Raw genomic sequence first — 23,090 nt, forward strand, 5'->3', positions numbered from 1 at the left:
ATAGCATTAGTTTTTATGGATTAATTTAGATATTTTTCAGTTAACAGTTATTCGATATACGTTGTTAACAATAAAAAAATTCTATTTATAGTAACTTATAAGAAGTTGGAGGTACTGCCATGGCAAAAAGGATAGATGTCTCAATAAAGCAGCATCAATTAAAACTATATGATGGAGCTAAATTAGTAAAGACATATCCTATTGCTGCAGGGAAAATGATTACGCCAACTCCAACTGGAAAATTTAAAATCATTAATAAAGATACTACCCCTCCAGCTGTATTTGGTCCCTTATGGATGGGACTATCAAAACCTACATATGGAATACACGGGACTAATGATCCAGCTTCTATTGGCAGAGATATGTCACATGGATGTGTCAGAATGGACAATGAAGATATTCTAGAACTTTCCTCTGTAGTTCCCATTGGAACGCCGGTTTACATACATAAATAATAGTTTAAGAAGAGCACGACTGTTTACATTTAGCTAATTGTCGAGATCGAGGGTATCAAAGTTTAAGTAGATGCTATACAATCATGAGCTCTTTGTACAAAAACAAAAAAGTACCCCGATTAACAGAGGTACTTTTAGCATTTTAACTTATTTTGATGATGGAGACGTAGTAACTTCTGGAGACGTCACTTTGTCATAAAAATCTACGAATTTGTCACGATCCTCGCTATCACGGTAAGCCATAGCAACACGTGGATGTTCATTCAGCACACCAGAAATCATGTAAGGAATGATATAGCCCCATTCCCACTTTTGACGCATTTCAAGCATATGCTTTTCAATTACGCCAAGAATCGGCTTCATCTCATAGCGTGGTTTTGGTATGTAGCTAACAAGCAGCTCTGTGTTACAGTTACCAGCTGCACGGCCCATACCATAAACAGATGAATCAAGGAATGTAACGCCACTGCGCATTGCAGTTAATGTATTAGCAAAAGCTAGCTGCATGTTGTTATGGGTATGGATCCCAAGCTGTTTGCTAGGAATCATGGCTTGAAACTTTTTCACTTGATGCTCAATATCCGCAGGGTCTAGGCTTCCAAAGGAGTCAACGATATATACAACATCTACAGGGCTTTTCTTTACCATTTCAAATGCTTCAATAAGCTGATTTTCCGGTACGCTAGATAGTGCCATAATGTTAAGTGAGGTCTCATAGCCCAAATCATGAAACATTTTTATAAGCTCTAAGCCTTTATCTACTTCGCGAATATAGCATGCCACTCGAATCATATCTAACATACTTTGTTCACGTGGCAGAATGTCATTTGGATCTACACGCCCAATATCTACTAAGGCAGATAGCTTCGTGAACTTTTTCTCAGGGATAATTTCTTTGAGAAAGTTATCGTCAAGAAATCTCCATGGATTGGGCTCAGTTGCTTGAAGAAGCTTAGGTGAATTTTTATAACCGATCTCCATGTATTCAACGCCGGCTGCGCTTAGGCCGTTATATAAGTCTTGCACAAATCCAACGCTAAAATCCCAATTATTAATTAAACCTCCGTCACGAATGGTACAGTCTATAATTTTGCTATTATGTCCCATGGTAGTTGTTTCCTCCTATGTATTCTATTTATATAAATGTTGTTTTAAACTTTATCGCTTTTATGCTTTTAAGTGCTAAACTCTCCTATTGTGTTTATACCATGACTGATTCAGGGGCGTCAATGTATTTTCTAAATGTTTCATCGCTTTACTGCATTTCATGGTAGGTGATGCTTCGGCTTTTTATCCGCTTGATGCTCTTAAAACAACACCAAGTTCAGCACTACAACCCCTAGTATATACAAACACAACCTTTATTACATCACTACTTACTGCAATAAAGATTGTTTTTTAATTGAAAACGTTTATTAGGGAGGGAACTGCCATTAGTATCTAGGTTATAGGTTTAGATTTCTCTATAATTAATCCATAAATTTAGGAAGAGATTTAAAACCTGAGAAATAAGAAACTTTTTTCGCATTAACAGTTGTATAGGAAGTAGTAGCTGTTACTTAATCATTTTAATTTACTTGTCTTTACATCGTCCAAAACGTAAGAAATGATAAGAGTATAGAGGTAATAAACATCGCAATCAACGGCTTTAATGCTTTTGTTCGAAGAGCCTTCAAACTTACATTTAACCCTAGCCCGACCATAGCCATTGTTAAAAGAAAGGTAGTTAGAGTTGAAATATCATCCATGATCGTTTTAGGTATTATAAGGTGCTTACCAACGACATAACTCCCAAAAATACTCATGATTATAAAACCTATTAAAAACCAAGGGAATTCAATCTTAGTATCCTTTTCAATTTTTCCTGTTCGCTTCATCCAGTACATTAAGATAAAGCTTAATGGCACAAGTAAGAGCACTCTGCCTAACTTAGCCAACAGTCCAATAGCTAGAGCATCGCGTCCAGACGGTGCTGCAGCTAGAGCTACATGGGCAATTTCATGGAGACCTACGCCTGACCAAATTCCATATTGAATATTTGTTAAATGTATATAAGGTCTTAAAATGGTATATCCAATCGCAAATAGAGTTCCCACTAAAGCAATAACACCAGCTCCGATAGCTGTATCTTCTTCTCTTGCTTTTACAATCGGAGAAACAGCCGCAATAGCTGCAGCACCGCATATTCCTGTTCCTATCGCTAAAAGAAGGGATAAACCGCTATCAGCTTTCATCCATTTGGCTAGAAAAACCGTCAAAACAATCGCAAATACAGCCGTTCCCACATCGTGAAGCAACAATCCTAATCCGTGATGAATAACAACATCAATATTAAGCTTTAGGCCATATAAAATGATGGCATAGCGTAACAGCTTTTTAGAAGAAAATTCAATTCCAGATCTTATTTTTTCAGGGTACCCCAAAATTTGACGATAAATGACTGCCATTATAATTGAACAGGCTAGTGGACCGATATGATTAAACCCCGGGACTTTCGCTAAGCCATAAGCAAGTAAAGCAAAAAGAAAAGTAAAAGCAATTCCTTCAGCCCATAAAAAAACATTAGGTGACGTCTGGGCATTTGTTCGTGGGAATAGAGTCCGTTTTTGGACTTTATTTATATTTATCATACATTTCATCTCCAATATGAATTCTTATCAAGTGCAGCTTCACACAAGAAGTGTATACCTTAACTATAAAAGACGGTTTATTATTAGTAAAATATATATAAATCATAGTTTCAATTAAAAATATTAATAACTAATGCGTAAAAGCAGCAAGTTGATCTTCAAATTCACTGAAAATCAACTTGCTGCTTTTATTGGTTTTTTATTTCTCATTACACGTTTTGATATCTGAAACATAGTCCATCAACTACTAATTTTACAAAACTGCATAAAAATATCGGTTCTTATGAGAGAAAGACAGCCTTACTAGTTGCCAAGCCTTTTTTGCGTCTATACCATAGCAGAATCAAGCTGCCTAGCACACAAAGGAAAGAAACTAATTGAGCTATTCTGATATGAGAGGTTAACATTAAGCTATCTGTACGCAGTCCTTCTATAAAAAATCTTCCTATCGAATACCATAGCAGGTAAGTAAGAAAGACTTCGCCTCTTTTTAACAAGGATTTTCTTAGTACGATTAGGACAAGCACACCTATTATGTTCCAAAGTGATTCATAGAGAAACGTAGGATGATAGTAAGTTCCATTTATATACATTTGGTTAATAATAAAATCAGGCAAATGTAAAGCTTCTAAGAACTGACGTGTAACAGGTCCGCCGTGTGCTTCTTGATTCATGAAGTTTCCCCACCGGCCAATAGCTTGGCCTAATAATAAGCTAGGAGCTAAAACATCAGCCATTTTCCAAAAAGAAAGATTCTTTTTTCTGCAAAACCATATAGCTGTTAATACAGAGCCAATAATTCCACCGTGAATAGCTATGCCTCCATGCCAAATTGCTATAATTTCGCCTGGGTGGTCTTTATAATAACTCCATTCAAAAAGTACGTAGTAAATTCGAGCAGTAATGATAGCAATGGGTAGTGCTAGCAGAAGTAAATCAGAGATGGTTTCTGAAGAGATCCCTCGTTTCTTTCCTTCTTTCGAGGCTAACAAGAAGCCTAAGAAAGCTCCTATTCCTATGATAATTCCATACCAATGGACTTCAAGTGGACCAAGATGGAAGGCGATAGGGCTTAAAGGTTGTGTGTGTTGGTTCATGTTTTTTCTCCTTTACTTCATATCGATTTTCTTACATTTTTTAAGAGCAGTATTAAATTGGAGTGCCTTTTTAGTATATCTAATTGGATAAAGAAAGGACAACTTTTGCTTACGAACGATCATGATTTCTTTGCCTATTTTAGTGTAACAGAATAATCTCCTTAGAATTGTCAAAATTAAAATAGACAGTATATTGACTTAATTACCAAGATATACTATTCTTGTTTTAGACAATATACTGTCTAAAATGGAGGGTGAATATGGATATTTATAAAGAGCTTTTCTTGATGCAGCAAACTTACGCTACCTTATTTTCTCTGGCAAATAAAATTCAAGTAAAAGGTGATAAATCTCTTGAACTTTTAACATCAAGACAGCATATGGCGATGGTGGCAATTGCACATTTACCTGAAGATGAAACAACGTTGAATAATATTGCTAGAAAATTAGGAACTACAAAACAAAGCGTCAAACAGTTGATTACCATTATGGAAAAGAAGGGTTATGTTGACGTAGTTCCTAGCAGTAAAGACAAGCGTGCAGTTAACGTAAAAATTACGAAAGCGGGAAAAGAAGCACTGCTTGTTGTCTCAGAAAAAGGAATTTTCTTTTTGGAAGAACTTTTTAAAAAGTTCTCAACTGAAGAGTTGGAAATAATGTGGAAGCTTTTAAAGAAACTCTATAGCTTCGATGGGGAAGAACATGATGGATTTGAAGAAGAAGGCAACATCAAAATGGATGATGATCACAATGAATTACAGTTGAGAGTAATAAGGGAGCTTGAAAGTCGAAGAGTTCAAGCAATTGATAATATAAGAAAGAATATATAAAAAAACTCGATAGGCTAATCTAACTTAAAGCATATCGATTAATCCTTTTAAAATTTTAAAAATAAAGGATAAGGGAGAGCAATCATTATGTTTGAAATCAGCGATGAAACATTACGATTAATTAATAAAACCTGTAAAGGAAAAAAGCACTTGAAACTAACCGTTGGCTACTTAACGGACAATCAGTCTATTATAAAAGTCTATAATGAAAGCGGTGAAATTGACTCGGCAAAAAGATATCATTATGAAATTGGTTCTATTACGAAAACTTTCACTGTATCGCTGTTATCAAAATACATATTTGAAAACAAGGTGTCGTTAAACGACTCTATACAAAAATACATAAAAGAACTTAAAGAAGATACGTATTATCCTACATTGCTCCGCCTCGCTACTCACTCTTCTGGATATTCAGGAAGCTTACCTTTAAATAAACGAGAAGATTTTAAAATAATTTTAGGTTTGATTTTTGGCGAAAGTGATTTGAACAAAAATAATCCGTTGCATATGGATTTTAACAAAATGAAAATGCTAATTGAAAGAACTAAATTGAAAGAAGTAGATTATTCATGGAAATATTCTAATTTCGGTATTTCACTTATTGGGTATGTGTTAGGAACTGTCTCAGGCAAAGGATATTGGGACACTATGAATGACTTTCTTCATAATGAGCTTGGACTAAAGGATACTTGTTTAGGCACTTCACACAATAATTTACAGGGCTATGACCGCAAAAATAATGGTTGCGGCAACTGGCAGTGGGACAAAGAAAACTTTATATCACCTGCCGGGGCAGTATCCTTAACCGCTGAAGATTTACTTAAATACGCAAAAATAAATATGTACGAAGATAAACCATATCTTTCTTTTTGTCATAAAAAACACGGTAATGGAACAAAGAAATTTGATATGGGTCTTGGATGGTTGCTTTTAAAGAAAAATAATAATGTAGTGTTGCACGGCGGTGGAACAGGATGCTTCAGCTCATTTTTAGGGATTGATAAGGAAAATAAAGTTGCGTCCGTCGTTTTAGCTAATTATAGACTAGGTAAAAATAATGATGAACATATAGGGATGTCTTTATTAGAAAGTCTGCAAAAGTCAAAAGATATATAAGAATAGTCTACAAAAAAACGAAGAAAATTAGTCTATTACAGTTCACCTTACTCCTTTAATTTCAATTAATTGAGAGATTATCATCAATATACCGACCTTCAAGAAGCATAGATACCGCTTCTTTTTTTGATGAAACCGTGCTATTATCATTAAGGTTTATGAAGAACAGAAGATTTTTGTCTTTACGTACATTCTTTTGGTATAGTGTTAGAAATAAGGAGTGGGTAAGTTGGTTTTCACTGAATTCTTCCAGCAGTTTCCCGTAAAGGTTTTAACGGTAGCGCTGCTGATTATACTTATCGTTTATTTTATTCGCAAATTCATTAAGCTTTTCTTTGATAAAACGAGCTTTTTAGATGAAAAACGAGAAGAAACCTTAATGCATTTTTCTAATCAGGTGACAAGAGTAGTAGGCCTGGCTTTTTTCTTTATTTATGTGCTTAGCCATTTCTTTGACTTTGGAAAGATACTCACTAGTTCAGTAGTGTTGGCCAGTGCCCTGGCAATAATCCTCCAGCATATTATCCGTGATTATATAATGGGACTGACTTACCTGTTTGAACGTCAGATCCATCACGGAGATTATGTTATTCTCAACGGAAACCGCCAAGGAAAAATAGAAGAAATCACCATGCGCTACTTAAAGATTCGTCAGTATGACGGCTACCTCTATACCGTCTCATATAGCAACATTACGGAACTTCAGAATGGAACCCGAGGAAGACGCCGGGTAAATGAAAGTCTTATTCTCAACTATAGACAAAATCCGGAAGATGCCTTCAAAGTAATGGAGCAAGTAGCACAAACATGTAACGAGAAATATGGCCAGTATTTGTTGAAAGATGTGAATGGAATTCCTATAGAGAGCTTTCAATTCAATCAAATTACTGAACTGAACGTAGATTTTAAAGGTCACCAATATTCAGTATCAGGCCTTGTGAAGGAAGCTGATTTTGTAGAAGCGGGTCAAAAGGTGAGATATGAACTCGCAATGGCTGCCTACAAAAATGATCTAATGATGGCTGAAAGCTTCGAGACAAGCCATTAAAAATAAAACTCGTATCTTATTTATATACAAGCTTTTATACTTAAGATAAAAACACCCTTTTAATTTTTTAAAAGGGTGTTTTTATTTTTAAAAATATCTATTAAGTACTTCTCCAGTACAGATTAATTATCTGAAACAGAAAAAATTAATTAGTACATCTAAATTATTCTTCTAGCGATATGGTAAAATTAAACAAAATACTAAAAGAGGTAAAGGGGGAGTAACTATGTCACAAAAAGCTAATTATACAAAAATCAACTCCAAAATGTGGGATGAGTGGGCTTCAGCTGGAGGAGAATGGTCATTAGCTATTAATCATCAAGATTTTGCAGATGCAACTCAAGGTATTTTTGATATTTACTTAACACCTTGTAAGCCTGTTCCACATAACTGGTTTATTCCATTTAAAAAAGCAAAAATATTGGGACTTGCTAGTGGAGGAGGACAGCAATGCCCAGTCTTTGCAGCGCAGCATGCAGAAGTTACAGTGTTTGACTACTCTGATAAACAATTAGAATTAGAAAAAATGGTGTCCGCTAGAGAAGGCTATTCTATTGATTTAGTTAAAGGCGATATGAGTAAGACATTTCCCTTTGAAGATGAGACGTTCGATATGATTTTTAATCCCGTATCAAACTGCTATATTCAAGATGTTGAACACGTTTGGCAAGAATGTTTTAGAGTTCTTAAAAAAGGTGGCGTTCTGCTATCTGGCTTTGCAAACCCTGCTCTCTATTTATTTGGAGAAGATGAGAAAGAATTACAAGTAGTTCATAAATTACCTTATGACGGAACTAAAAGTACGATAGAAAATGATGAAGAACTTATAAAGAACGGCGGTGTACAGTTTAGTCATTCTTTAGAAACTCAAATTGGAGGACAGCTAAAAGCTGGATTCACTCTACAAGCTCTTTATGAAGATCATCACCACAAAGGGAAAATCACTGAATATATGCCTTGTTATCTGGCAACTAAATCCATTAAATAATAGTTGGTTATCATGTTGAATGAGTTACCTCAACTTTTTCTAACAGACGATCAAAAGGGGACAAGCAATTTTGTTCATTCCTATACTAGCCGAATAGATTAAAAAAATACATTTTAGAAAAGAGATTTCCACCTAAACATAAGACAATAGAAAACTTTTTCTATTGTCTTATGTTATGAGTTTGATTCTTCATTTGGATAAAGAACAAAATCATATAATTCGCCTCTTAACCGATCGTTATAAAATTCAATTTTACGATTTAAAATGTCTAGACTCTGTTGTAAAGTTTGTATTTCCTGTTGTACAAGGTGTTTGCGGTTTTCAAGTAGATGTAATCTCTCTTGGATTGTTTTATCACCTATTGCACGCCATTTAGTGTATTGTTTTAACTCTGTTATTAACATACCTGAACCTTTTAAATGGAGGAGAAACTTCGCCCATTCAATATCATCATCCGTATATCTTCGTAAATTATTCTCATCCCGATTAGGTGTAAGCAAACCTTGTCTTTCATAATATCTGAGTGAACTTGCTGTTACGCCAAGGATTTTTGCAAATTCTCCAATTGAATAAGCCATCGTATTCACCTTTTCTATCATTTATTTGAACTAATACTGAATGCTTAAAGTCAGTTATATATAATTGTTTTTTCTTTAGTATTGTCTCCTTATATCTATTGAACTTATCATTTAAAGTCGACTTTAAGTCAATAATGAATTTCTTCTTAAAACATCGACATTCTCTTGTTGACTTAAACCTAAGTTTAAGTCTTATACTACACCTGTTGTAACGATCAAAATAGAAAGAAAGGATGAGAGAGAGATGCCGGAAAAACAAACCGCAGGACGAGAGCTGTTAGGGGAATTTGCTCCAAAGTTTGCTGAGCTTAATGATGATGTTTTGTTTGGCGAAGTATGGGCGCGAGAGAAAGAGTTATCTCCGCGTGATCGAAGTATGATTACAGTTTCTGCCTTAATTGCGGGTGGAAACTTTGAGCAATTAACGCCGCATCTTCAAAAAGCAAAGAAAAACGGAGTAACCAAAGACGAAATTGTAGAAGTGATTACTCATCTTTCGTTTTATACAGGGTGGCTCAAAGCATGGTCTGCTTTTAATATTGCTAAAAAAATTTATAACGCTTAAAAGGAGAGAGAAGAAATATGAAGCATGAAGAATTAAGTAATAGCACAATCTTTCCACTAGGACAAAAAGTGGAAGCCAACTTTAGTGGAGACGCCTATTTAAAAATGGTATTTACAGACGAAAAGCCGCTTAACACATCTATTGGAAATGTAACTTTTGCTCCAGGATCTCGTAATAACTGGCATTCTCATAAAGTTGGACAAGTATTATTAGTAACAGGTGGAGAAGGCTGGTATCAAGAAGAAGGTAAAGCAGCACAGTTAATAAAAAAAGGTGATGTCGTGAACATCCCACCAAATGTGAAACATTGGCATGGCGCCACAAAGGATAGCTGGTTTGTGCACTTAGCAATGACACCAGGAGAAACAGAATGGCTAGAACCTGTTGATGATGAATGGTTTAATAAGTTATAAGCATAACGTATATATGCCGTTTTAAGAAACTGATCACATGATTACTCGCTTTTCATTTTATGGCTAGCAGCAATTGGCTCTGAAGAACCCAATGAAAAGCTTTTCAGAGATAAGAAACAAATCGATTGGTAACACCCGTGAGTAAAGATCAAAAAAGATTTATAAAGAGAAAAGCTGTATGTAAAACTAAATGAATTATTACTTGCTGAATTTGTTGCTAATGCGTACGTCAGCGTAGTTGAGTGGTGGCTCAAAAATGAAAAGCCATATTCACCGAGAGAAATGGCAGAAAAAGCAAGAGAGCTTTTAGAAAGAAACTTATAAACTTAGGTTTGGTTGGACAAAAGCTTTAGAAGAATAAAATTATCCATCTCCCATTCTTAATTATAATATCTTTTTTGTTTTAATTTGGTAATAAAGGGTAAATGTTCTAAGAATCACCTAAAAATAGGAGGAGATCAAATGAGAAAAGCGAAACAAGCTGTTGTAGCTTCTGCCGTAGGTTTAGCTGTGTTAGCGACGCCATTAGCTCTACCGAATTTAGGAGGTTCTGCAGGCTCTGCAGAGGCTGCAGAAGTTGGAGGAGACGTAACAGTTGATCCCGTAGCCATAGGACAAGCGATTGCAGATGCGGCTAAAACAGCCGACAATCGAAGTGGTTTCGTCAAGGGAGCAATGGAAAAAGCATTCTTTGAATCAGGTCAACGATACAATGTAATGGTTATGAATTTGAGCCAAGGGTATAATTCAGATCAATTACAAGGTGTTCAATATTTTGACACCGTAGATTATGATGGTATTACCTATGGTTTCTGGGTATTTGAAGAAGGAACATTTATTAATGAAGGCGATGGAGGTTATGATAACTGGGCTTTTAGAGGATGGTTTGAACGAACAGGAGATGACGAGAAAACAGTCAATTTTCATAGACCTTAATGAAAAATAGAGATAAAGATAACAAGAGATTCCCATTAGGGAAGAGCATAGGAAAAGCCTTTACCGCCATGGTAAAGGCTTTTCTCATTGAATAAGTTTGCATTTTCAAGTTAATATAGTTTCGCGGATACTACTTAATTAAGTACTTACATTATAAAAAAACAAGGCGTCATTAAAAAGAAGTAAAATATATTTAAGGAGTTTATTTAAAACGTTACAATTTTTTTTAATTCCTCTTCCTGCTGACTTATATAAACATTGCCCCACTTCTCTAAAGATTTTAGTATTGGAACAAAACTTTCTCCAAGATCTGTTAAATAATATAAAACCCTTTTAGGGTTATCGTTTGTTTCTTCTCTTTCAATCAATCCGTTTTTTTCCATATCTCTAAGCTGCAGTGTAAGGATACGCTGGGTAATACCCGGTATTTCACGGCGCATTGCATTATAATACATGGGTGATTTTGATAACAAAGATAAAATAATACCTTTCCATTTACCACCCATCATATGCATCGTTAACTCAATTGGACAAGCGCGCTTTACAGTTAACGTACAAGGACCGTATTGATCACTTTTAAAGTCTGACATTTTTTCACCTCAATGGCTAGTAACAAAATTGTGCCTTCTTGTTACGTCTATTTTTTCTTACTAAACTTATATTATCAAATAAAACAAAAGAAGGTGCATCAATTGGAATTTGTCCAAATTTCTAGACATATTTACAAACTTACTTACAAAACTGTTGTAGGAATTCCTGTCAAAATTAATACATGGTACGTGCTAGATGGTGAGAGTGTTCATATCATTGATACAGGAATGAAAGACTATGCACATACTCAGTTAAATATAGCAAAATCTTTAGGTATCCCCAAAAGTATTTTACTCACACATGGCCATTTAGATCACATTAATGGCGCCAAGTATTTAAGAGATAATTTAAATATTCCTATTTACGCCCACGAAGTTGAAGCGCCTTTTATCAATGGCGAAAAACCATATCCAAATAAGGCAGAAAAGGAAACAACAGGGGTGGAACATCAAGTTGAAAGTCTAAGTAACAACATCATTAAAAAGTTACCTTTAGATGTGTATTTAACACCCGGTCATACACCAGGACATGTGATATACCACCATAAAGATGACAATGTGCTGCTAACTGGAGACTTATTCTTTTCTAATGCTGAATCCTTACATCCGCCGATTCGAAAGTTTACAGTTGATATGGGTGAAAATATTAATAGCGGACGAATTATAGATGAAATTAAACCTTCTATTATTTCTTCATCACATGGCGAAGATGTCAAATACAACTGTGATTTATATCCTATTTATAAATTTATATATGAATAAGAGGGAGAAAAATGAAAATACAATTATTTCAAACAGAGATTATAGAAGGTGAAGTTAAGCAAAACGAAAACCGCATTGAGTCCTTATTTGAAGAAAAGCTGCATATAGATACTGAGATTGTTGTGATACCTGAAATGTGGAATACAGGTTATGATTTAAAAAATGTAGCAGAAAAAGCAGATATTGATTTAAAGAGAGCTTTTCCCTTTATTCAACGTTTAGCAATCAACCATCAAGTGAATATCATTGCAGGTTCAGTTTCAAATAAAAGAAATGAAAATATTTATAATACAGCCTTTGCTGTATCAAAAACGGGTAAGCTCCTCTATCAAAAAGATAAGATACATCTCGTGCCGATGTTGGATGAACATCATTATTTAACAGGGGGAGATGAAGTCCCAGATGTCTTTGAGATTAACAATATCAAAGCCAGTCAAATTATATGCTATGATTTACGTTTTCCAGAAATCACACGCTACCCAACGTCTCAAGGTGCAAAAGTCATATTCTACGTTGCACAATGGACTACCAGAAATATAGACCATTGGAGAACACTATTGAGGGCAAGAGCTATAGAAAATTGTGTTTATGTCATTGCATGTAACAGCGTGGGAAAAGTGAGTAATGAAAATCATGTCGGCAACACATACGCGGGGCATTCAATGGTCATTGATCCCAATGGAAACATCGTAGAAGAGGGGGGAGATCAAGAAGAGATTATAACAGCGGAAATTGATATACAGAAAGTTACAGAACAACAAACATACATTCCAATATTTGAAAGCCTGAGACCGGATGTTTATAAGCATGCAGAATAGAAATTTGTATATCATCTTAAATTTGGATGTTATCAGAATATCTTATGAAGGTTTACTAAAAAAAAGAGGCAGTTTCACCTGAAAATACTATATTTTTTAAAATTAACATATGTATAAAAGGTGCACTTCTTATACATTAGTTTCTCATCCACCTACTGAGAAAACGTTGATCAGTCAACAATGTATAAAAAGCTGCATACTCCGGAAAAAGGATCCTTGGAAGAACTATCCTTCGTCAAGGGTCCTTTTTTATAATGTTTTCTGGAAGAGTGATTGTGTTAACAAATTATGTATGAATTATACATACGCTTTTATAAGGAGTTTAATATATAATTATACTTAAGGTAAAAAAGAATTATTTTAGGAAGAGGAAAATGTGTGAAACGTAGTCGATTGTTGCTTTTATCGCTAATTAGTAGTTTGTTCGTTATTTTAGTGTCCTTGTTCCAGTGGGATCTGGTTGATATGATAACAGAATTTTTAATGTTACCTATTTGGTTATTTGTATATGCTTTCTTTATCATAATGACTATATGGACATTAATTCATCTTTTTAAAAAGAGAAAGTGGCAGCCGTTTGTTATTCAGCTCATTACTATCTCATTATGGTTTTTCTTTCCATTCAATCAAGTCAACTTAGATCTCAACTTTAAAATCCATCAAGATAAGAGAGAAGAGGTTGCAACTCAAATAGAAAATGGTGTTATTAAACCTAATGTATCTGATAGTCCATCACTTATTCAATTACCTAAAAAGTATACTCAATTGTCTAAAGGTGGGGGCGACATCGTAGTAGAAACAAAAGGAAAGGCTAAATCAATTCTTTTCTTTACATACCGTGGGATGCTAGACAATTTTTCGGGGTTTGTATATAACCCATACGATAACAAACCTTCAAAAAGCGATTTTAACGGGGATTTTAAACAAATAAAAAAAGTACATAAAAACTGGTATTATGTATCTTCTTATTAAAAAGAACCTGCTGTTTTGATAGCAGGTTCTTTTTGTTACTTATTTCTTTTTTAACCTTTTAACAACTTTAAAAGCTAGGAATCCTATTAAACCAATAATTATTAAGAATAATAGCAATCCTGTTGGATTAAATGTACTCATAATACCATCCTTATGGTTTCTATAATTTACAATTTACAATGTTATCATATTTAAATGGTTTGCACATTTCTCCTTCAGGATTTTTTACTCCTATAATAGAAGCCCAATTTCATTCTTTCTTCTTTTTTTGGTGACCAGGACTCTTATACTAGTTCAACCTTAGTTTTTATTTTTGGTTTGTAAATATTCTTTTTGAAACATACACATTCTTATAGCATTATGATAGCTTCCATCAACAAAAAATTCATCTTTTAACTCACCTTCAATAGAAAAACCAACCTTCTTATAGATATGAATTGCTTTTTCATTTTCCTTGTCTACAATTAAGTAAAGTTTATGCATATTCAATACCGAAAAGGCATAATTCATTGCTAGGTTTGTGGCAACCATGGCGTAGCCATGACCTTGATACGTAGGGTCGATGATAATTTGAAACTCTGCTCTACGATGAATATAATCAATTTCGACTAATTCCACTAATCCCAGCATATCCCCGTCCTTTTCAAGGATGAAACGACGCTCACCTTGATCGTGAATATGTTTATCATATAAGTCCTGTAGCTCTACAAAAGCTTCATAAGGCTCTTCAAACCAATAAGACATAATGTTTGCATCATTATTGAGTTCATGGACAAATTTTAAATCTTCTCTTTCCAAAGGACGTAACTTAAGTTCCTTATTCATTTCTCAAACCTCCACATTCTAGCATTACTTTAGCACTTTCCGTTTTAAATGTAAAAATTGCTGTAGTTTTAAAAAATAATAAGACATAGTGCAATTATTTACATCCTTATGAAAAGAACCATAGTATAATTTAAAAATCTCGCAAGTAAAATTCATTAACTTTAAGGAGGATCTTATGAAAAAAGCAGTTGGTATTCTTCTTATTTTACTATGCTGTATAAACCAAAGGGTTGAGGCAGCTAATCAACCTTCAGCAGCTCCTATAATACATCATGAAATTTATGTTTCTCCTACAGGGGATGACAAAAACCTGGGTACTAAAAGCAAACCTTTTAGAACATTAAGAAAGGCAAGTGAAGTAGCTCAGCCCGGAACTACCGTTTACATCAGAGGCGGTATCTACTATGAACAATTAATTATTAGCCGTTCAGGTACTAAACAAAAGCCTATTATCTTCAGGAACTATAAAAGTGAAAAGCCTCTTATTAGTGGAGAAAAAATAAAAAGCCGTTCTACAGATGGAGGGCTAGTTAGCATAAAAAATAAGAGCTACATAACAATTCAAGGTTTGAATATAGGTCATTCGTCTACTTCTAAGGAACAAAATACACCATGTGGTATTTTAGTAGAAGGAAGTGGAAAGAACCTTCGAATTATTAATAATCATATTTTCGATATTAAGACTGCACATAAAAATGGAAACGCTCATGGAATAGCTTTTTATGGATCCAAAGCGCCGCGTTCGTTAGAAAACATTGAAATATCGCGAAACCTACTTGAAAACCTGACCTTAGGTTTTAGTGAAGCACTAACTCTAAATGGAAATGTTAAAGATTTTATCGTCAATGCCAATACAATTCGAAACGTTGATAATATGGGGATTGACGTAATTGGCTTTGAAAAAGTAGCTCCTATTGAGAAATATGACCGAGCTCGTGAAGGACTCATTAGTGAAAACCATATTTACAACGTCAGCAGTTATTCAAATCCTGCTTACAAACATGAATACTCCGCTGGGGGAATCTACGTAGACGGAGGAAAAGATGTTATTATTGAGCATAACGTTTCAAGTCATAACGATCTAGGAATAGAAATCGCAAGTGAACACTATGGTAAACAAACTAGCAATGTTCAAGTTATACGGAATATGATTTATAAGAATCGTTTTACAGGAATTTCAATTGGAGGCTATGATAAAAAACGTGGAGGGACGATAAATACTCTTATTGAACATAATATTTTATATGGAAATGATACGATGAACATGGATGGTGGCCAATTACTGATGCAATATCATGCAACTCATAACGCTATTAACAATAATGTTATGGTTTCAGTAAAATCTAATTTGCTTCTGGCCAATCTTCATTACTCAAATAAATATAATCAACTTAATCATAATGTGTACCTAAATAAAAGTAGAGATAAAGCGGATCGATGGATATGGAAGGGGAAAGAAATAGAAAGTTCTACTATCGTATCACCTAGGCTTTTTTAATGAAAATTTCTTTTTAGAAGATATTCTTTATTTAGTTGCTCGCTGGGATTCTATTTAAGGCCAAAAAATTATTCACTTCACTATCTGCTGGTTATACTTTTTATTTCATTGAAACAAAGAGAAAGGTGCGTTCATTGTAAATATACAAATGGATTGCAAGAAGATTCATGCTGTTTCTCTATATGAGTAGTGTTTATTTAGGTACAAATCAATAGCCTTGACATAAAAACACCCCCATTATTAGAGTTTTTTTATCTAATAATGGGGTGCAGTTCAAGCCGTGGGAAAGGTGTTTTATGCCTTTATTTGTTTTCGTTTTCGCTATCGTTATCTATAACATTATCGTTGTTAATATTATCGCTATATTTGAAATCAATAATTCTTTTTCTAATTTCTTCTCTAATTTCAGGGTTTTCTTTTAAGAAAATCTTAGCGTTTTCTCGTCCCTGTCCTAAACGCTCCTCATTATATGAAAACCAAGATCCAGACTTTTGAACAATATCTACTTCAGAACCGATATCTAAGATTTCTCCTTCTCTCGAGATACCTTCTCCATACATAATATCTACTTCAGCAATGCGGAAAGGAGGTGCCATTTTATTTTTGACTACTTTAATTCTTGTTTTATTACCAACTATGTCATTTCCTAGTTTAAGTTGTTCAGCACGGCGAACCTCAAGACGAAGGGAAGAATAGAATTTTAGTGCTCTTCCACCTGGCGTTGTTTCTGGATTTCCAAACATAACGCCTACTTTCTCCCTGATTTGGTTGATGAAGATGGCAATGGTTTTAGACTTATTGATTGCTCCAGATAGTTTACGAAGAGCTTGAGACATCAAACGAGCTTGTAAACCGACGTGAGAATCTCCCATTTCTCCTTCAATTTCTTTTTGTGGAACTAATGCTGCTACTGAGTCAACAACAATAATATCTACAGCACCACTTCTAACTAATGCTTCAGCAATTTCAAGTGCCTGTTCACCAGTATCTGGTTGAGATAACAGTAACTCATCAATATCTACGCCTAGTTTTCTTGCATAAACTGGATCCAGTGCGTGTTCAGCATCAATAAAGGCAGCTCGACCTCCATTTTTTTGTACTTCTGCAATTGCGTGTAAGGAAACGGTTGTTTTACCTGAACTTTCGGGCCCGTAAACTTCCATAATTCTTCCTTTGGGATAACCATTAATTCCAAGAGCTATATCTAAAGCTAATGAGCCTGAGCTAGATGCCTCAACTTTTGTATGTGTGCCTTCTCCCATTTTAATAATTGATCCTGTACCGAATTGTTTTTCAATTTGTTTTAGAGCCATATCTAGTGCTGCTTTTTTATCATTCATAATTTGAAACCTCCGATTGTTATTACGTTTACAATAAACGCCCAGGTATTTCGATAAAGAATAAGAGTTGGCTCAAATGTTTTTGCTCCGTGCGAGAAAATTTTGTGTTTAACTGTCTTAGTTTGCTCTGGCGTTCCTTTATTCATCTCTAAACCCTTAGTGTCGAACAAATGTTCCTGTTGTGTAATCATACAATAAACGCATCTAATTGTAAAGGCGAAAGTTTTTCTGCAAACTAGCTAAAAGAATATCTTATATTTATAAAAAGTAAGTTTATACTTTAGCATTTACTTATCAAATGATAGAAATTAGGGGAAAGGTAGCTTTTTATATAAGTAGAATCGATTACCATCTACATTTTTAAATTTGGATATATATGAATCTATAAATCTGGTTAGACTAATAACGCATTCCTGATATTCCTAGTTACTATAAAACAGATTTTAAGAAGAAATAAAGCAGTCTACACAAATAGACTGCTTTTTGATTAATTATTTACCTGTTTCAGCAAAACGCTGAATACGTTCAGCGATTTCATCACGTACACGCTGGAAGAACGCCCATTTCTCTTCATTTGTTCCTTCAGCTTTTGCAGGATCGTCAAATCCCCAGTGTTCACGTTTCACATGGGGAGGCGTTACTGGGCAGTGATCTGCTGCATGGCCACATAATGTAACGACCAAATCCGCATTATTTAAAATTTCAGGGTCAATGACATCAGATGTTTGGTTTGAGATATCAACACCAGCTTCTTTCATTGCTTTTACAGCATTGGGATTTAATCCATGAGCTTCTAACCCTGCACTGCGTACATCCCATTCATTATTATTTAGATATTTTTTTGCCCATCCTTCAGCCATTTGGCTACGGCAAGAGTTACCTGTACATAAGAAATAAAGTGTTTTTTTAGACATGTGTAAAATCTCCTTTGTGATGTGTTAAGAAATAATTGATAACCAAATATATAAACCAACAAGCGTAATAAACAATGTTGGGATGGTTAAGATAATACCTGTTTTAAAATAGGTTCCCCAAGAAATCTTAACTCCTTTTGTCGAAAGAACGTGGAGCCATAAGAGAGTGGCTAGAGAGCCAATAGGTGTAATTTTTGGTCCTAAGTCCGAACCAATGACATTTGCATAAATCAAGGCTTCTTTAATTGTACCTGTTGCAGAAGTTGCATCAATGGCCAAAGCATCAATCATCACGGTTGGCATGTTGTTCATAATCGATGAAAGTATGGCTGCAATGAATCCCATGCCAATGGTTGCAGCAAATAATCCATGGTCAGCCGTTGCTTGAATGAGGCTTGCTAATACTTTAGTTAGCCCTACATTACGTAATCCATAGACAACAACATACATACCAATCGAAAAGAAAACAATCGCCCACGGAGCTCCTGCTAGCACTTTTTTAGTGTGAACAGCGGGACTCTTTCTTGCTATTCCTAAGAATAAAATCGCAATAATACCTGCGATAATAGAAACAGGAATATCGAAAAACTCACCAATAAAGTAACCAAGAACTAAAATGAATAAAACGATTCCTGATAAACGGAACATTTTCTTATCTTTAATGGCTTCAACCGGTTTCTGTAAATCATCTAGATTGTATTTCTTAGGGATGCTTTTACGAAAGTACAAATATAAGACAACAATACTTGCCAAAAGTGAGAACAGATCTGGCACAATCATACGTGATGCAAATTCAGAAAAGCGAATACCAAAGAAATCAGCTGATACAATGTTGACCAAGTTACTTACTACAAGAGGTAACGATGTTGTATCTGCAATGAATCCACTGGCGATAATAAAAGGGAAGATCATTTTATCTTCAAATTTAAGTGCTCGTACCATGGCAAGTACAATAGGTGTTAGAATTAAGGCTGCTCCATCGTTTGCGAATAATGCTGCTACTACAGCTCCAAGGAGGGATACATAAACGAACATGCGAACGCCATTGCCTCCTGCAGTACGCGCCATATGTAAAGCTGCCCACTCGAAAAATCCAATTTCATCTAAAATTAAGGAAATAATAATAACTGCAATAAACGTTAATGTTGCATTCCATACAATTTGAGTTACATCCAGCACGTCATGGAAATCAACCACACCTGCTAAAAGAGCTAATACTGCGCCTCCACATGCTGACCAACCAATAGACAAGTTCTTTGGCTGCCAAATGACAAAAATCAATGTCACTAAGAAGATGAGGGAGGCTACTATAACTGATATCACTTTACAGACCTCCTATTATTAGCAACAATTAATACGTAAACCTTGCTTTTCTAGTTCTTTTAATCGTTCATCTTCGCTTGGTAAAGAATCGAGTATATCAAGGACAAACTGATAATAGCTGTTTTCTTTATTTAAGGAATAGAAGATCCAATGTCCTTTTCGTCTTTCACTTACGAGTTCGATAGCTCTTAACTTCCGCAAGTGTTGGCTAATAGCCGGTTGACTTGCTTTATAAATTTCAACTAGCTCACAAACACAGCACTCGTTATTTTGGAGCAGCTTCATCATTGACAATCTTGTCTTATCTCCAAGCAGCTTCAGTATCTGTACTGCTTTTTCCACTTCTACCTGCGCTTTTACATCCATTATGACTCACCTCCTTATTTTCAAATATAATTATATAAGTATTTTATTATATATTCAACGAAAATATACATTTTAAACATTAATCAAAAAAAGTTGATTAATGTCTTGATTTATCTGAATTTTCCAGATATGATGAATACATCAAAAAAAATTGATTTATGAAAGTGAGGATGAAAGCAGTGAGAGTCAACAACTCTGGAAACTTATCTGTTACGTACTTTCGAGCCTATTTTCATTTAGTTATGAACACCCAAGGGATGGACCAGAAGGAAGCACAAAACCTAATCTTTCAGCGTTTTTTTCATCAAGATCCTATGCTAAGAGGGGAAACTACATATAGTAACTTTAAAAAAGCTGCCGAAAGCTTCGATCATTAAATCAAAAAAAGTTGATGAAGGAGAATGACAATGGAAACAGTTAAGGAAGGAAAGCACCCATTTAAACAGTACGAACAAAAATTTAAAGCACTTGCTGATCAAAAGAGATTAGAAATTATGTATGAGCTCTGCCAGCGGGGACAGACATGCGTATGTGACCTAACTGAATTCTTTGGGATGTCTCAATCTAAACTTTCCTATCATTTAAAAATTTTATTAGAAGCAAACCTTATCACAAAAGAAACAAAAGGGACATGGAGCTATTATGATTTACATGATAAAGAGGTAAATCACCTGTTATCTGAGGAGCTTTGCTGCTTGTTTAGAAAAGATACAAGTAAAAGCGGCTCCTGCTCTTAAATTAATATATTTAAAATAATATTGTTTATAATGCGAAGGAGGAAGTGTAAATGAAATATGTTCACGTAGGAATTAATGTAACGAATCTAGAGGCGTCCATGGAGTTTTATCAAAAGGTATTTGGCGTTCAACCTGTGAAAACGAAAGTAGATTACGCTAAATTCTTAGTAGATGAGGCAGGATTAAATTTTACTTTAAACGTACGAGACGAAGTAAAAGGTAATCAAGTGAATCATTTCGGCTTCCAAGTAGAAACTCCTGAAGAAATTCATTCTCATAAATCACGATTAGAAAAAGAAGGCTTCTTTGCTCGTGAAGAAATGGATACAACTTGCTGCTATGCTGTGCAAGATAAGTTTTGGGTAACAGATCCGGACGGAAACGAATGGGAATTCTTTTATACGAAATCTGATAGTGAGGTTCACAAGAACAGCGATGGGCCAAATGAAAAGCTACCTGTAACTAATGCTTGTTGTTAATCATTAGTTAACATAAAACCATTTATTGGTAAAAATAAAAAGCAGACCTTTAATTAAAGATCTGCTTCTTTTCTTTAGCAAAGACTAAATATGTTCCCACTAAAAACATGATGCCCAAACCTATAAAGATTAACCAGTACGTTAAAGGGAAACTATAGGAAACTTTCATAACTCCAGTATTTCTATCTAATATTCTAACGGTGTAAGGAGTATATGCTGTCTTAATAGTTAAGTACGTTAATAAAGATTGAGCAATAAGAACTATCCCTATTGCACATTTCATTATATTGCCCCCAGACTCATACATGTTTCTGTGTACAGTTTAACACAAAGGGGCTTACTTAATATGCTAGTTACCATAATCACTCTTTCAGGAACATATGAAAAAGAGAACCTTTATGGGAATAAGGGTTCTAACAGAATGATTTTTATAAAATATAGACATCTTTATACGTCCCTTATGTATCAATGTTTTTCTCTAGGCTAAATAATAATGGAGTGCATAAAAGTCTTATCTTATATACATTTATAAAAAATCCGAATAAAAATAACCCAGTAAATATTGAATATAGAGATTGAGTAAGCATGAACAAAGACTAAAAGAACAAATCAAATTCACCTACTTTAAAATAAATCCTTACGCATTTCCCGTGTTCTAACACCATCTTCAATTTTTTCTGCAATGTCCATTAACCTTTCAATGTCGGAAAAGGAATACATTCGGGTACCTGAAGAGTTTCGTTTTGGAAAAATAAGCTCTCGCTCTTCATAATAACGAACTTGTCTTTCTGATAAACCTGTCATTTCAGTAACGATTTTTATAGTCATAACTTTCTCATCTAAATATGGATGATTTTTAGTCAAGATTATCCTCTCCTATTTCCATTCTTTATCAGTATATATGTTATTAACTTTTGGTTTGTATATAGAAATGAAGTTTATTAAAAATACCACATTATAAACACTTCTTGATGAAAGGCGTTTGTAGTTATTGAGAGTGACATTAGGTTAACTAATTTCAAAAAGCAAGTTGAAAGAAGGATAATCACTTTGGTGATTCCATTATAATCCAATAATTATAGTGAATCATTAAAATATGGTTAAAAATAAATTAAAAGTAAATTAATTCATTAAAAGTATTAATTAACCTTTTGTTTGAGTTTCGTTAAAGCAATTTTATTAATTCCAATAAATTTTTTAACTTTATTCCTTTAGTGTTTGAATAAAGTTAAAAATTAGGAGTCCGTAAAAGTATATTTTTTCGAATGGGATAGCTGTTTTTTAAGTCATTTTTTTACAATCCCAAAAAGTGTACTTTTTAAGACTATCTATATTGGAAAAACTTAACCATAAATTAACTATACATAGTTAAGGGGATTCTGGTGCATAAGTGTTGAAATGTTGTACTGAGAAGCTATCAGAAGAAGATATTCTTTATTTCGCGGGTGATTGTCCACTCGTTCCAATTCTGAGCGTTTCTCATAATACTGTTTTTAGTGAAGAAAGGAAAAAAGCAATTATTTGCTATCAATATCTCTATGTGTTACACTATGTTTAACTTGTTTTTGTTCGGTATAAGATTGAGAGAAGAAAAAACCTTAAACAGAAGTTTTTATCTTGAAATAGTATGATTGGGCAAGAAAGGTAATACATTTGTGGAATATTCCACAGCAGGAGGCAACATTATGACACAAGGTACAGTAAAATGGTTTAATGCAGACAAAGGTTTCGGTTTCATTGAAATCGAAGGCGGAGACGATGTATTCGTTCATTTCAGTGCTATTCAAGGTGAAGGTTTCAAATCATTAGA

26 protein-coding genes and 2 pseudogenes are annotated in these 23,090 nt (G+C 34.4%); 16 read left to right on the plus strand and 12 right to left on the minus strand.

From position 1 onward, the window contains the following. Positions 1-119: 119 nt before the first annotated feature. On the plus strand, positions 120-455 hold the full coding sequence (locus tag AC1DEF_RS23180) for a L,D-transpeptidase (protein WP_097823764.1): 336 nt from the start codon (positions 120-122) through the stop codon (positions 453-455). Positions 456-602: 147 nt separating this feature from the next. Here AC1DEF_RS23180 and AC1DEF_RS23185 read toward each other — a convergent pair whose 3' ends face one another. The 3 genes from AC1DEF_RS23185 to lgt form a co-directional block, all read right to left on the minus strand. After that, positions 603-1,562, minus strand: a complete 960-nt coding sequence (locus tag AC1DEF_RS23185) for an aldolase catalytic domain-containing protein (RefSeq protein WP_097823763.1) — start codon at positions 1,560-1,562, stop codon at positions 603-605. 476 nt (positions 1,563-2,038) lie between these two features. Next, positions 2,039-3,085, minus strand: a complete 1,047-nt coding sequence (locus tag AC1DEF_RS23190) for a YeiH family protein (protein ID WP_318331384.1) — start codon at positions 3,083-3,085, stop codon at positions 2,039-2,041. A gap of 281 nt (positions 3,086-3,366) precedes the next feature. Next, positions 3,367-4,182, minus strand: a complete 816-nt coding sequence (gene lgt, locus AC1DEF_RS23195) for a prolipoprotein diacylglyceryl transferase (protein WP_034653022.1) — start codon at positions 4,180-4,182, stop codon at positions 3,367-3,369. Positions 4,183-4,442: 260 nt separating this feature from the next. Between lgt and AC1DEF_RS23200 the strand changes: the two genes are divergently transcribed. The 4 genes from AC1DEF_RS23200 to AC1DEF_RS23215 all read left to right on the plus strand — a co-directional run bounded on the left by AC1DEF_RS23200 (position 4,443) and on the right by AC1DEF_RS23215 (position 8,164). Next, positions 4,443-5,012 carry a MarR family winged helix-turn-helix transcriptional regulator gene (locus tag AC1DEF_RS23200; protein ID WP_097823761.1) on the plus strand — a complete coding sequence of 190 codons (570 nt, stop codon included), beginning with the start codon at positions 4,443-4,445 and terminating at the stop codon, positions 5,010-5,012. An 87-nt stretch (positions 5,013-5,099) separates the two neighbouring features. Beyond that, positions 5,100-6,128 carry a serine hydrolase domain-containing protein gene (locus tag AC1DEF_RS23205; protein ID WP_097823760.1) on the plus strand — a complete coding sequence of 343 codons (1,029 nt, stop codon included), beginning with the start codon at positions 5,100-5,102 and terminating at the stop codon, positions 6,126-6,128. A gap of 220 nt (positions 6,129-6,348) precedes the next feature. Continuing rightward, positions 6,349-7,176 (plus strand): mechanosensitive ion channel family protein, encoded by an 828-nt coding sequence (locus tag AC1DEF_RS23210; protein ID WP_230184391.1) that lies wholly within the window; start codon positions 6,349-6,351, stop codon positions 7,174-7,176. A gap of 226 nt (positions 7,177-7,402) precedes the next feature. Next, a complete protein-coding gene (locus tag AC1DEF_RS23215) occupies positions 7,403-8,164 on the plus strand; it encodes a class I SAM-dependent methyltransferase (RefSeq protein ID WP_097823759.1) in 762 nt (253 codons plus the stop codon). 173 nt (positions 8,165-8,337) lie between these two features. On the opposite strand, the gene AC1DEF_RS23220 is transcribed toward AC1DEF_RS23215, so the two are convergent. Continuing rightward, a complete protein-coding gene (locus tag AC1DEF_RS23220; RefSeq protein WP_176521243.1) occupies positions 8,338-8,742 on the minus strand; it encodes a MerR family transcriptional regulator in 405 nt (134 codons plus the stop codon). A 244-nt stretch (positions 8,743-8,986) separates the two neighbouring features. Here AC1DEF_RS23220 and AC1DEF_RS23225 point away from each other — a divergent pair, with 244 nt between their 5' ends. The 4 genes and pseudogenes from AC1DEF_RS23225 (at position 8,987) to AC1DEF_RS23240 (ending at position 10,656) form a co-directional block, all read left to right on the plus strand. Beyond that, positions 8,987-9,307, plus strand: coding sequence for a carboxymuconolactone decarboxylase family protein (locus AC1DEF_RS23225; RefSeq protein WP_097823757.1), 321 nt, complete (start codon positions 8,987-8,989; stop codon positions 9,305-9,307). A 17-nt stretch (positions 9,308-9,324) separates the two neighbouring features. After that, positions 9,325-9,720, plus strand: a complete 396-nt coding sequence (locus AC1DEF_RS23230; protein ID WP_097823756.1) for a cupin domain-containing protein — start codon at positions 9,325-9,327, stop codon at positions 9,718-9,720. 201 nt (positions 9,721-9,921) lie between these two features. Then, a pseudogene (locus AC1DEF_RS23235) lies at positions 9,922-10,044 on the plus strand (TetR-like C-terminal domain-containing protein); the annotation flags it as partial. A 138-nt stretch (positions 10,045-10,182) separates the two neighbouring features. Then, a complete protein-coding gene (locus tag AC1DEF_RS23240; protein WP_097823755.1) occupies positions 10,183-10,656 on the plus strand; it encodes a stress protein in 474 nt (157 codons plus the stop codon). A gap of 206 nt (positions 10,657-10,862) precedes the next feature. Here the strand turns inward: AC1DEF_RS23240 and AC1DEF_RS23245 are convergent, their stop codons facing one another. After that, the gene (locus tag AC1DEF_RS23245) at positions 10,863-11,246 is read right to left on the minus strand and encodes a winged helix-turn-helix transcriptional regulator (protein ID WP_097823754.1); all 384 of its coding nucleotides are present in this window, start codon (positions 11,244-11,246) and stop codon (positions 10,863-10,865) included. 102 nt (positions 11,247-11,348) lie between these two features. On the opposite strand from AC1DEF_RS23245, the gene AC1DEF_RS23250 reads away from it, so the two are divergent. The 3 genes from AC1DEF_RS23250 to AC1DEF_RS23260 all read left to right on the plus strand — a co-directional run bounded on the left by AC1DEF_RS23250 (position 11,349) and on the right by AC1DEF_RS23260 (position 13,798). Then, a complete protein-coding gene (locus tag AC1DEF_RS23250) occupies positions 11,349-12,008 on the plus strand; it encodes an MBL fold metallo-hydrolase (protein ID WP_097823753.1) in 660 nt (219 codons plus the stop codon). 11 nt (positions 12,009-12,019) lie between these two features. Then, positions 12,020-12,826 (plus strand): carbon-nitrogen family hydrolase, encoded by an 807-nt coding sequence (locus AC1DEF_RS23255; protein ID WP_097823752.1) that lies wholly within the window; start codon positions 12,020-12,022, stop codon positions 12,824-12,826. Between the two features lie 378 nt (positions 12,827-13,204). After that, positions 13,205-13,798, plus strand: a complete 594-nt coding sequence (locus AC1DEF_RS23260; RefSeq protein WP_097823751.1) for a hypothetical protein — start codon at positions 13,205-13,207, stop codon at positions 13,796-13,798. A 300-nt stretch (positions 13,799-14,098) separates the two neighbouring features. Here AC1DEF_RS23260 and speG read toward each other — a convergent pair whose 3' ends face one another. Beyond that, entirely contained in the window at positions 14,099-14,623 is a 525-nt protein-coding gene (gene speG / locus AC1DEF_RS23265; protein WP_013056444.1) for a spermidine N1-acetyltransferase, read from the minus strand. 175 nt (positions 14,624-14,798) lie between these two features. On the opposite strand from speG, the gene AC1DEF_RS23270 reads away from it, so the two are divergent. Next, positions 14,799-16,121 carry a DUF1565 domain-containing protein gene (locus AC1DEF_RS23270; protein WP_097823750.1) on the plus strand — a complete coding sequence of 441 codons (1,323 nt, stop codon included), beginning with the start codon at positions 14,799-14,801 and terminating at the stop codon, positions 16,119-16,121. 302 nt (positions 16,122-16,423) lie between these two features. On the opposite strand, the gene recA is transcribed toward AC1DEF_RS23270, so the two are convergent. The 5 genes from recA to AC1DEF_RS23295 all read right to left on the minus strand — a co-directional run bounded on the left by recA (position 16,424) and on the right by AC1DEF_RS23295 (position 20,064). Beyond that, positions 16,424-17,461 (minus strand): recombinase RecA, encoded by a 1,038-nt coding sequence (recA, locus tag AC1DEF_RS23275; protein ID WP_097823749.1) that lies wholly within the window; start codon positions 17,459-17,461, stop codon positions 16,424-16,426. Further along, positions 17,458-17,652: a hypothetical protein gene (locus AC1DEF_RS23280; protein WP_141425872.1), complete on the minus strand. Its 195-nt coding sequence runs from the start codon at positions 17,650-17,652 to the stop codon at positions 17,458-17,460. The genes recA and AC1DEF_RS23280 overlap by 4 nt, the downstream gene beginning before the upstream one ends. A gap of 300 nt (positions 17,653-17,952) precedes the next feature. Continuing rightward, on the minus strand, positions 17,953-18,375 hold the full coding sequence (gene arsC / locus AC1DEF_RS23285; RefSeq protein WP_097823748.1) for an arsenate reductase (thioredoxin): 423 nt from the start codon (positions 18,373-18,375) through the stop codon (positions 17,953-17,955). Between the two features lie 24 nt (positions 18,376-18,399). Next, positions 18,400-19,698, minus strand: a complete 1,299-nt coding sequence (locus tag AC1DEF_RS23290; RefSeq protein WP_097823747.1) for an arsenic transporter — start codon at positions 19,696-19,698, stop codon at positions 18,400-18,402. 18 nt (positions 19,699-19,716) lie between these two features. Then, complete coding sequence (locus AC1DEF_RS23295; protein ID WP_028410070.1) at positions 19,717-20,064, minus strand: ArsR/SmtB family transcription factor; 348 nt, start codon at positions 20,062-20,064, stop codon at positions 19,717-19,719. A gap of 407 nt (positions 20,065-20,471) precedes the next feature. On the opposite strand from AC1DEF_RS23295, the gene AC1DEF_RS23300 reads away from it, so the two are divergent. Both AC1DEF_RS23300 and AC1DEF_RS23305 read left to right on the plus strand, forming a co-directional pair. Then, positions 20,472-20,801 (plus strand): ArsR/SmtB family transcription factor, encoded by a 330-nt coding sequence (locus AC1DEF_RS23300; protein ID WP_043981853.1) that lies wholly within the window; start codon positions 20,472-20,474, stop codon positions 20,799-20,801. Between the two features lie 50 nt (positions 20,802-20,851). After that, entirely contained in the window at positions 20,852-21,280 is a 429-nt protein-coding gene (locus AC1DEF_RS23305) for an ArsI/CadI family heavy metal resistance metalloenzyme (RefSeq protein WP_097823746.1), read from the plus strand. A gap of 630 nt (positions 21,281-21,910) precedes the next feature. On the opposite strand, the pseudogene AC1DEF_RS23310 reads toward AC1DEF_RS23305, so the two are convergent. Then, positions 21,911-22,108 (minus strand): annotated as a pseudogene (locus tag AC1DEF_RS23310) (MerR family transcriptional regulator); the annotation flags it as partial. An 857-nt stretch (positions 22,109-22,965) separates the two neighbouring features. On the opposite strand from AC1DEF_RS23310, the gene AC1DEF_RS23315 reads away from it, so the two are divergent. Beyond that, positions 22,966-23,090: cold-shock protein (locus AC1DEF_RS23315; RefSeq protein ID WP_251532221.1), on the plus strand; the 125-nt coding region annotated here is incomplete at its 3' end.

The sequence above is a fragment of the Priestia sp. 10L35 genome, from assembly GCF_056395685.1.

Bases quoted from the DNA above. Each gene is read 5' to 3' on its own strand.
- AC1DEF_RS23180 (WP_097823764.1), top strand. From the start codon at position 120: ATGGCAAAAAGGATAGATGTCTCAATAAAGCAGCATCAATTAAAACTA.
- AC1DEF_RS23185 (WP_097823763.1), bottom strand. From the start codon at position 1,562: ATGGGACATAATAGCAAAATTATAGACTGTACCATTCGTGACGGAGGT.
- AC1DEF_RS23190 (WP_318331384.1), bottom strand. From the start codon at position 3,085: ATGATAAATATAAATAAAGTCCAAAAACGGACTCTATTCCCACGAACA.
- lgt (WP_034653022.1), bottom strand. From the start codon at position 4,182: ATGAACCAACACACACAACCTTTAAGCCCTATCGCCTTCCATCTTGGT.
- AC1DEF_RS23200 (WP_097823761.1), top strand. From the start codon at position 4,443: ATGGATATTTATAAAGAGCTTTTCTTGATGCAGCAAACTTACGCTACC.
- AC1DEF_RS23205 (WP_097823760.1), top strand. From the start codon at position 5,100: ATGTTTGAAATCAGCGATGAAACATTACGATTAATTAATAAAACCTGT.
- AC1DEF_RS23215 (WP_097823759.1), top strand. From the start codon at position 7,403: ATGTCACAAAAAGCTAATTATACAAAAATCAACTCCAAAATGTGGGAT.
- AC1DEF_RS23220 (WP_176521243.1), bottom strand. From the start codon at position 8,742: ATGGCTTATTCAATTGGAGAATTTGCAAAAATCCTTGGCGTAACAGCA.
- AC1DEF_RS23225 (WP_097823757.1), top strand. From the start codon at position 8,987: ATGCCGGAAAAACAAACCGCAGGACGAGAGCTGTTAGGGGAATTTGCT.
- AC1DEF_RS23230 (WP_097823756.1), top strand. From the start codon at position 9,325: ATGAAGCATGAAGAATTAAGTAATAGCACAATCTTTCCACTAGGACAA.
- AC1DEF_RS23240 (WP_097823755.1), top strand. From the start codon at position 10,183: ATGAGAAAAGCGAAACAAGCTGTTGTAGCTTCTGCCGTAGGTTTAGCT.
- AC1DEF_RS23245 (WP_097823754.1), bottom strand. From the start codon at position 11,246: ATGTCAGACTTTAAAAGTGATCAATACGGTCCTTGTACGTTAACTGTA.
- AC1DEF_RS23255 (WP_097823752.1), top strand. From the start codon at position 12,020: ATGAAAATACAATTATTTCAAACAGAGATTATAGAAGGTGAAGTTAAG.
- speG (WP_013056444.1), bottom strand. From the start codon at position 14,623: ATGAATAAGGAACTTAAGTTACGTCCTTTGGAAAGAGAAGATTTAAAA.
- AC1DEF_RS23270 (WP_097823750.1), top strand. From the start codon at position 14,799: ATGAAAAAAGCAGTTGGTATTCTTCTTATTTTACTATGCTGTATAAAC.
- recA (WP_097823749.1), bottom strand. From the start codon at position 17,461: ATGAATGATAAAAAAGCAGCACTAGATATGGCTCTAAAACAAATTGAA.
- AC1DEF_RS23280 (WP_141425872.1), bottom strand. From the start codon at position 17,652: ATGATTACACAACAGGAACATTTGTTCGACACTAAGGGTTTAGAGATG.
- arsC (WP_097823748.1), bottom strand. From the start codon at position 18,375: ATGTCTAAAAAAACACTTTATTTCTTATGTACAGGTAACTCTTGCCGT.
- AC1DEF_RS23295 (WP_028410070.1), bottom strand. From the start codon at position 20,064: ATGGATGTAAAAGCGCAGGTAGAAGTGGAAAAAGCAGTACAGATACTG.
- AC1DEF_RS23300 (WP_043981853.1), top strand. From the start codon at position 20,472: ATGGAAACAGTTAAGGAAGGAAAGCACCCATTTAAACAGTACGAACAA.
- AC1DEF_RS23305 (WP_097823746.1), top strand. From the start codon at position 20,852: ATGAAATATGTTCACGTAGGAATTAATGTAACGAATCTAGAGGCGTCC.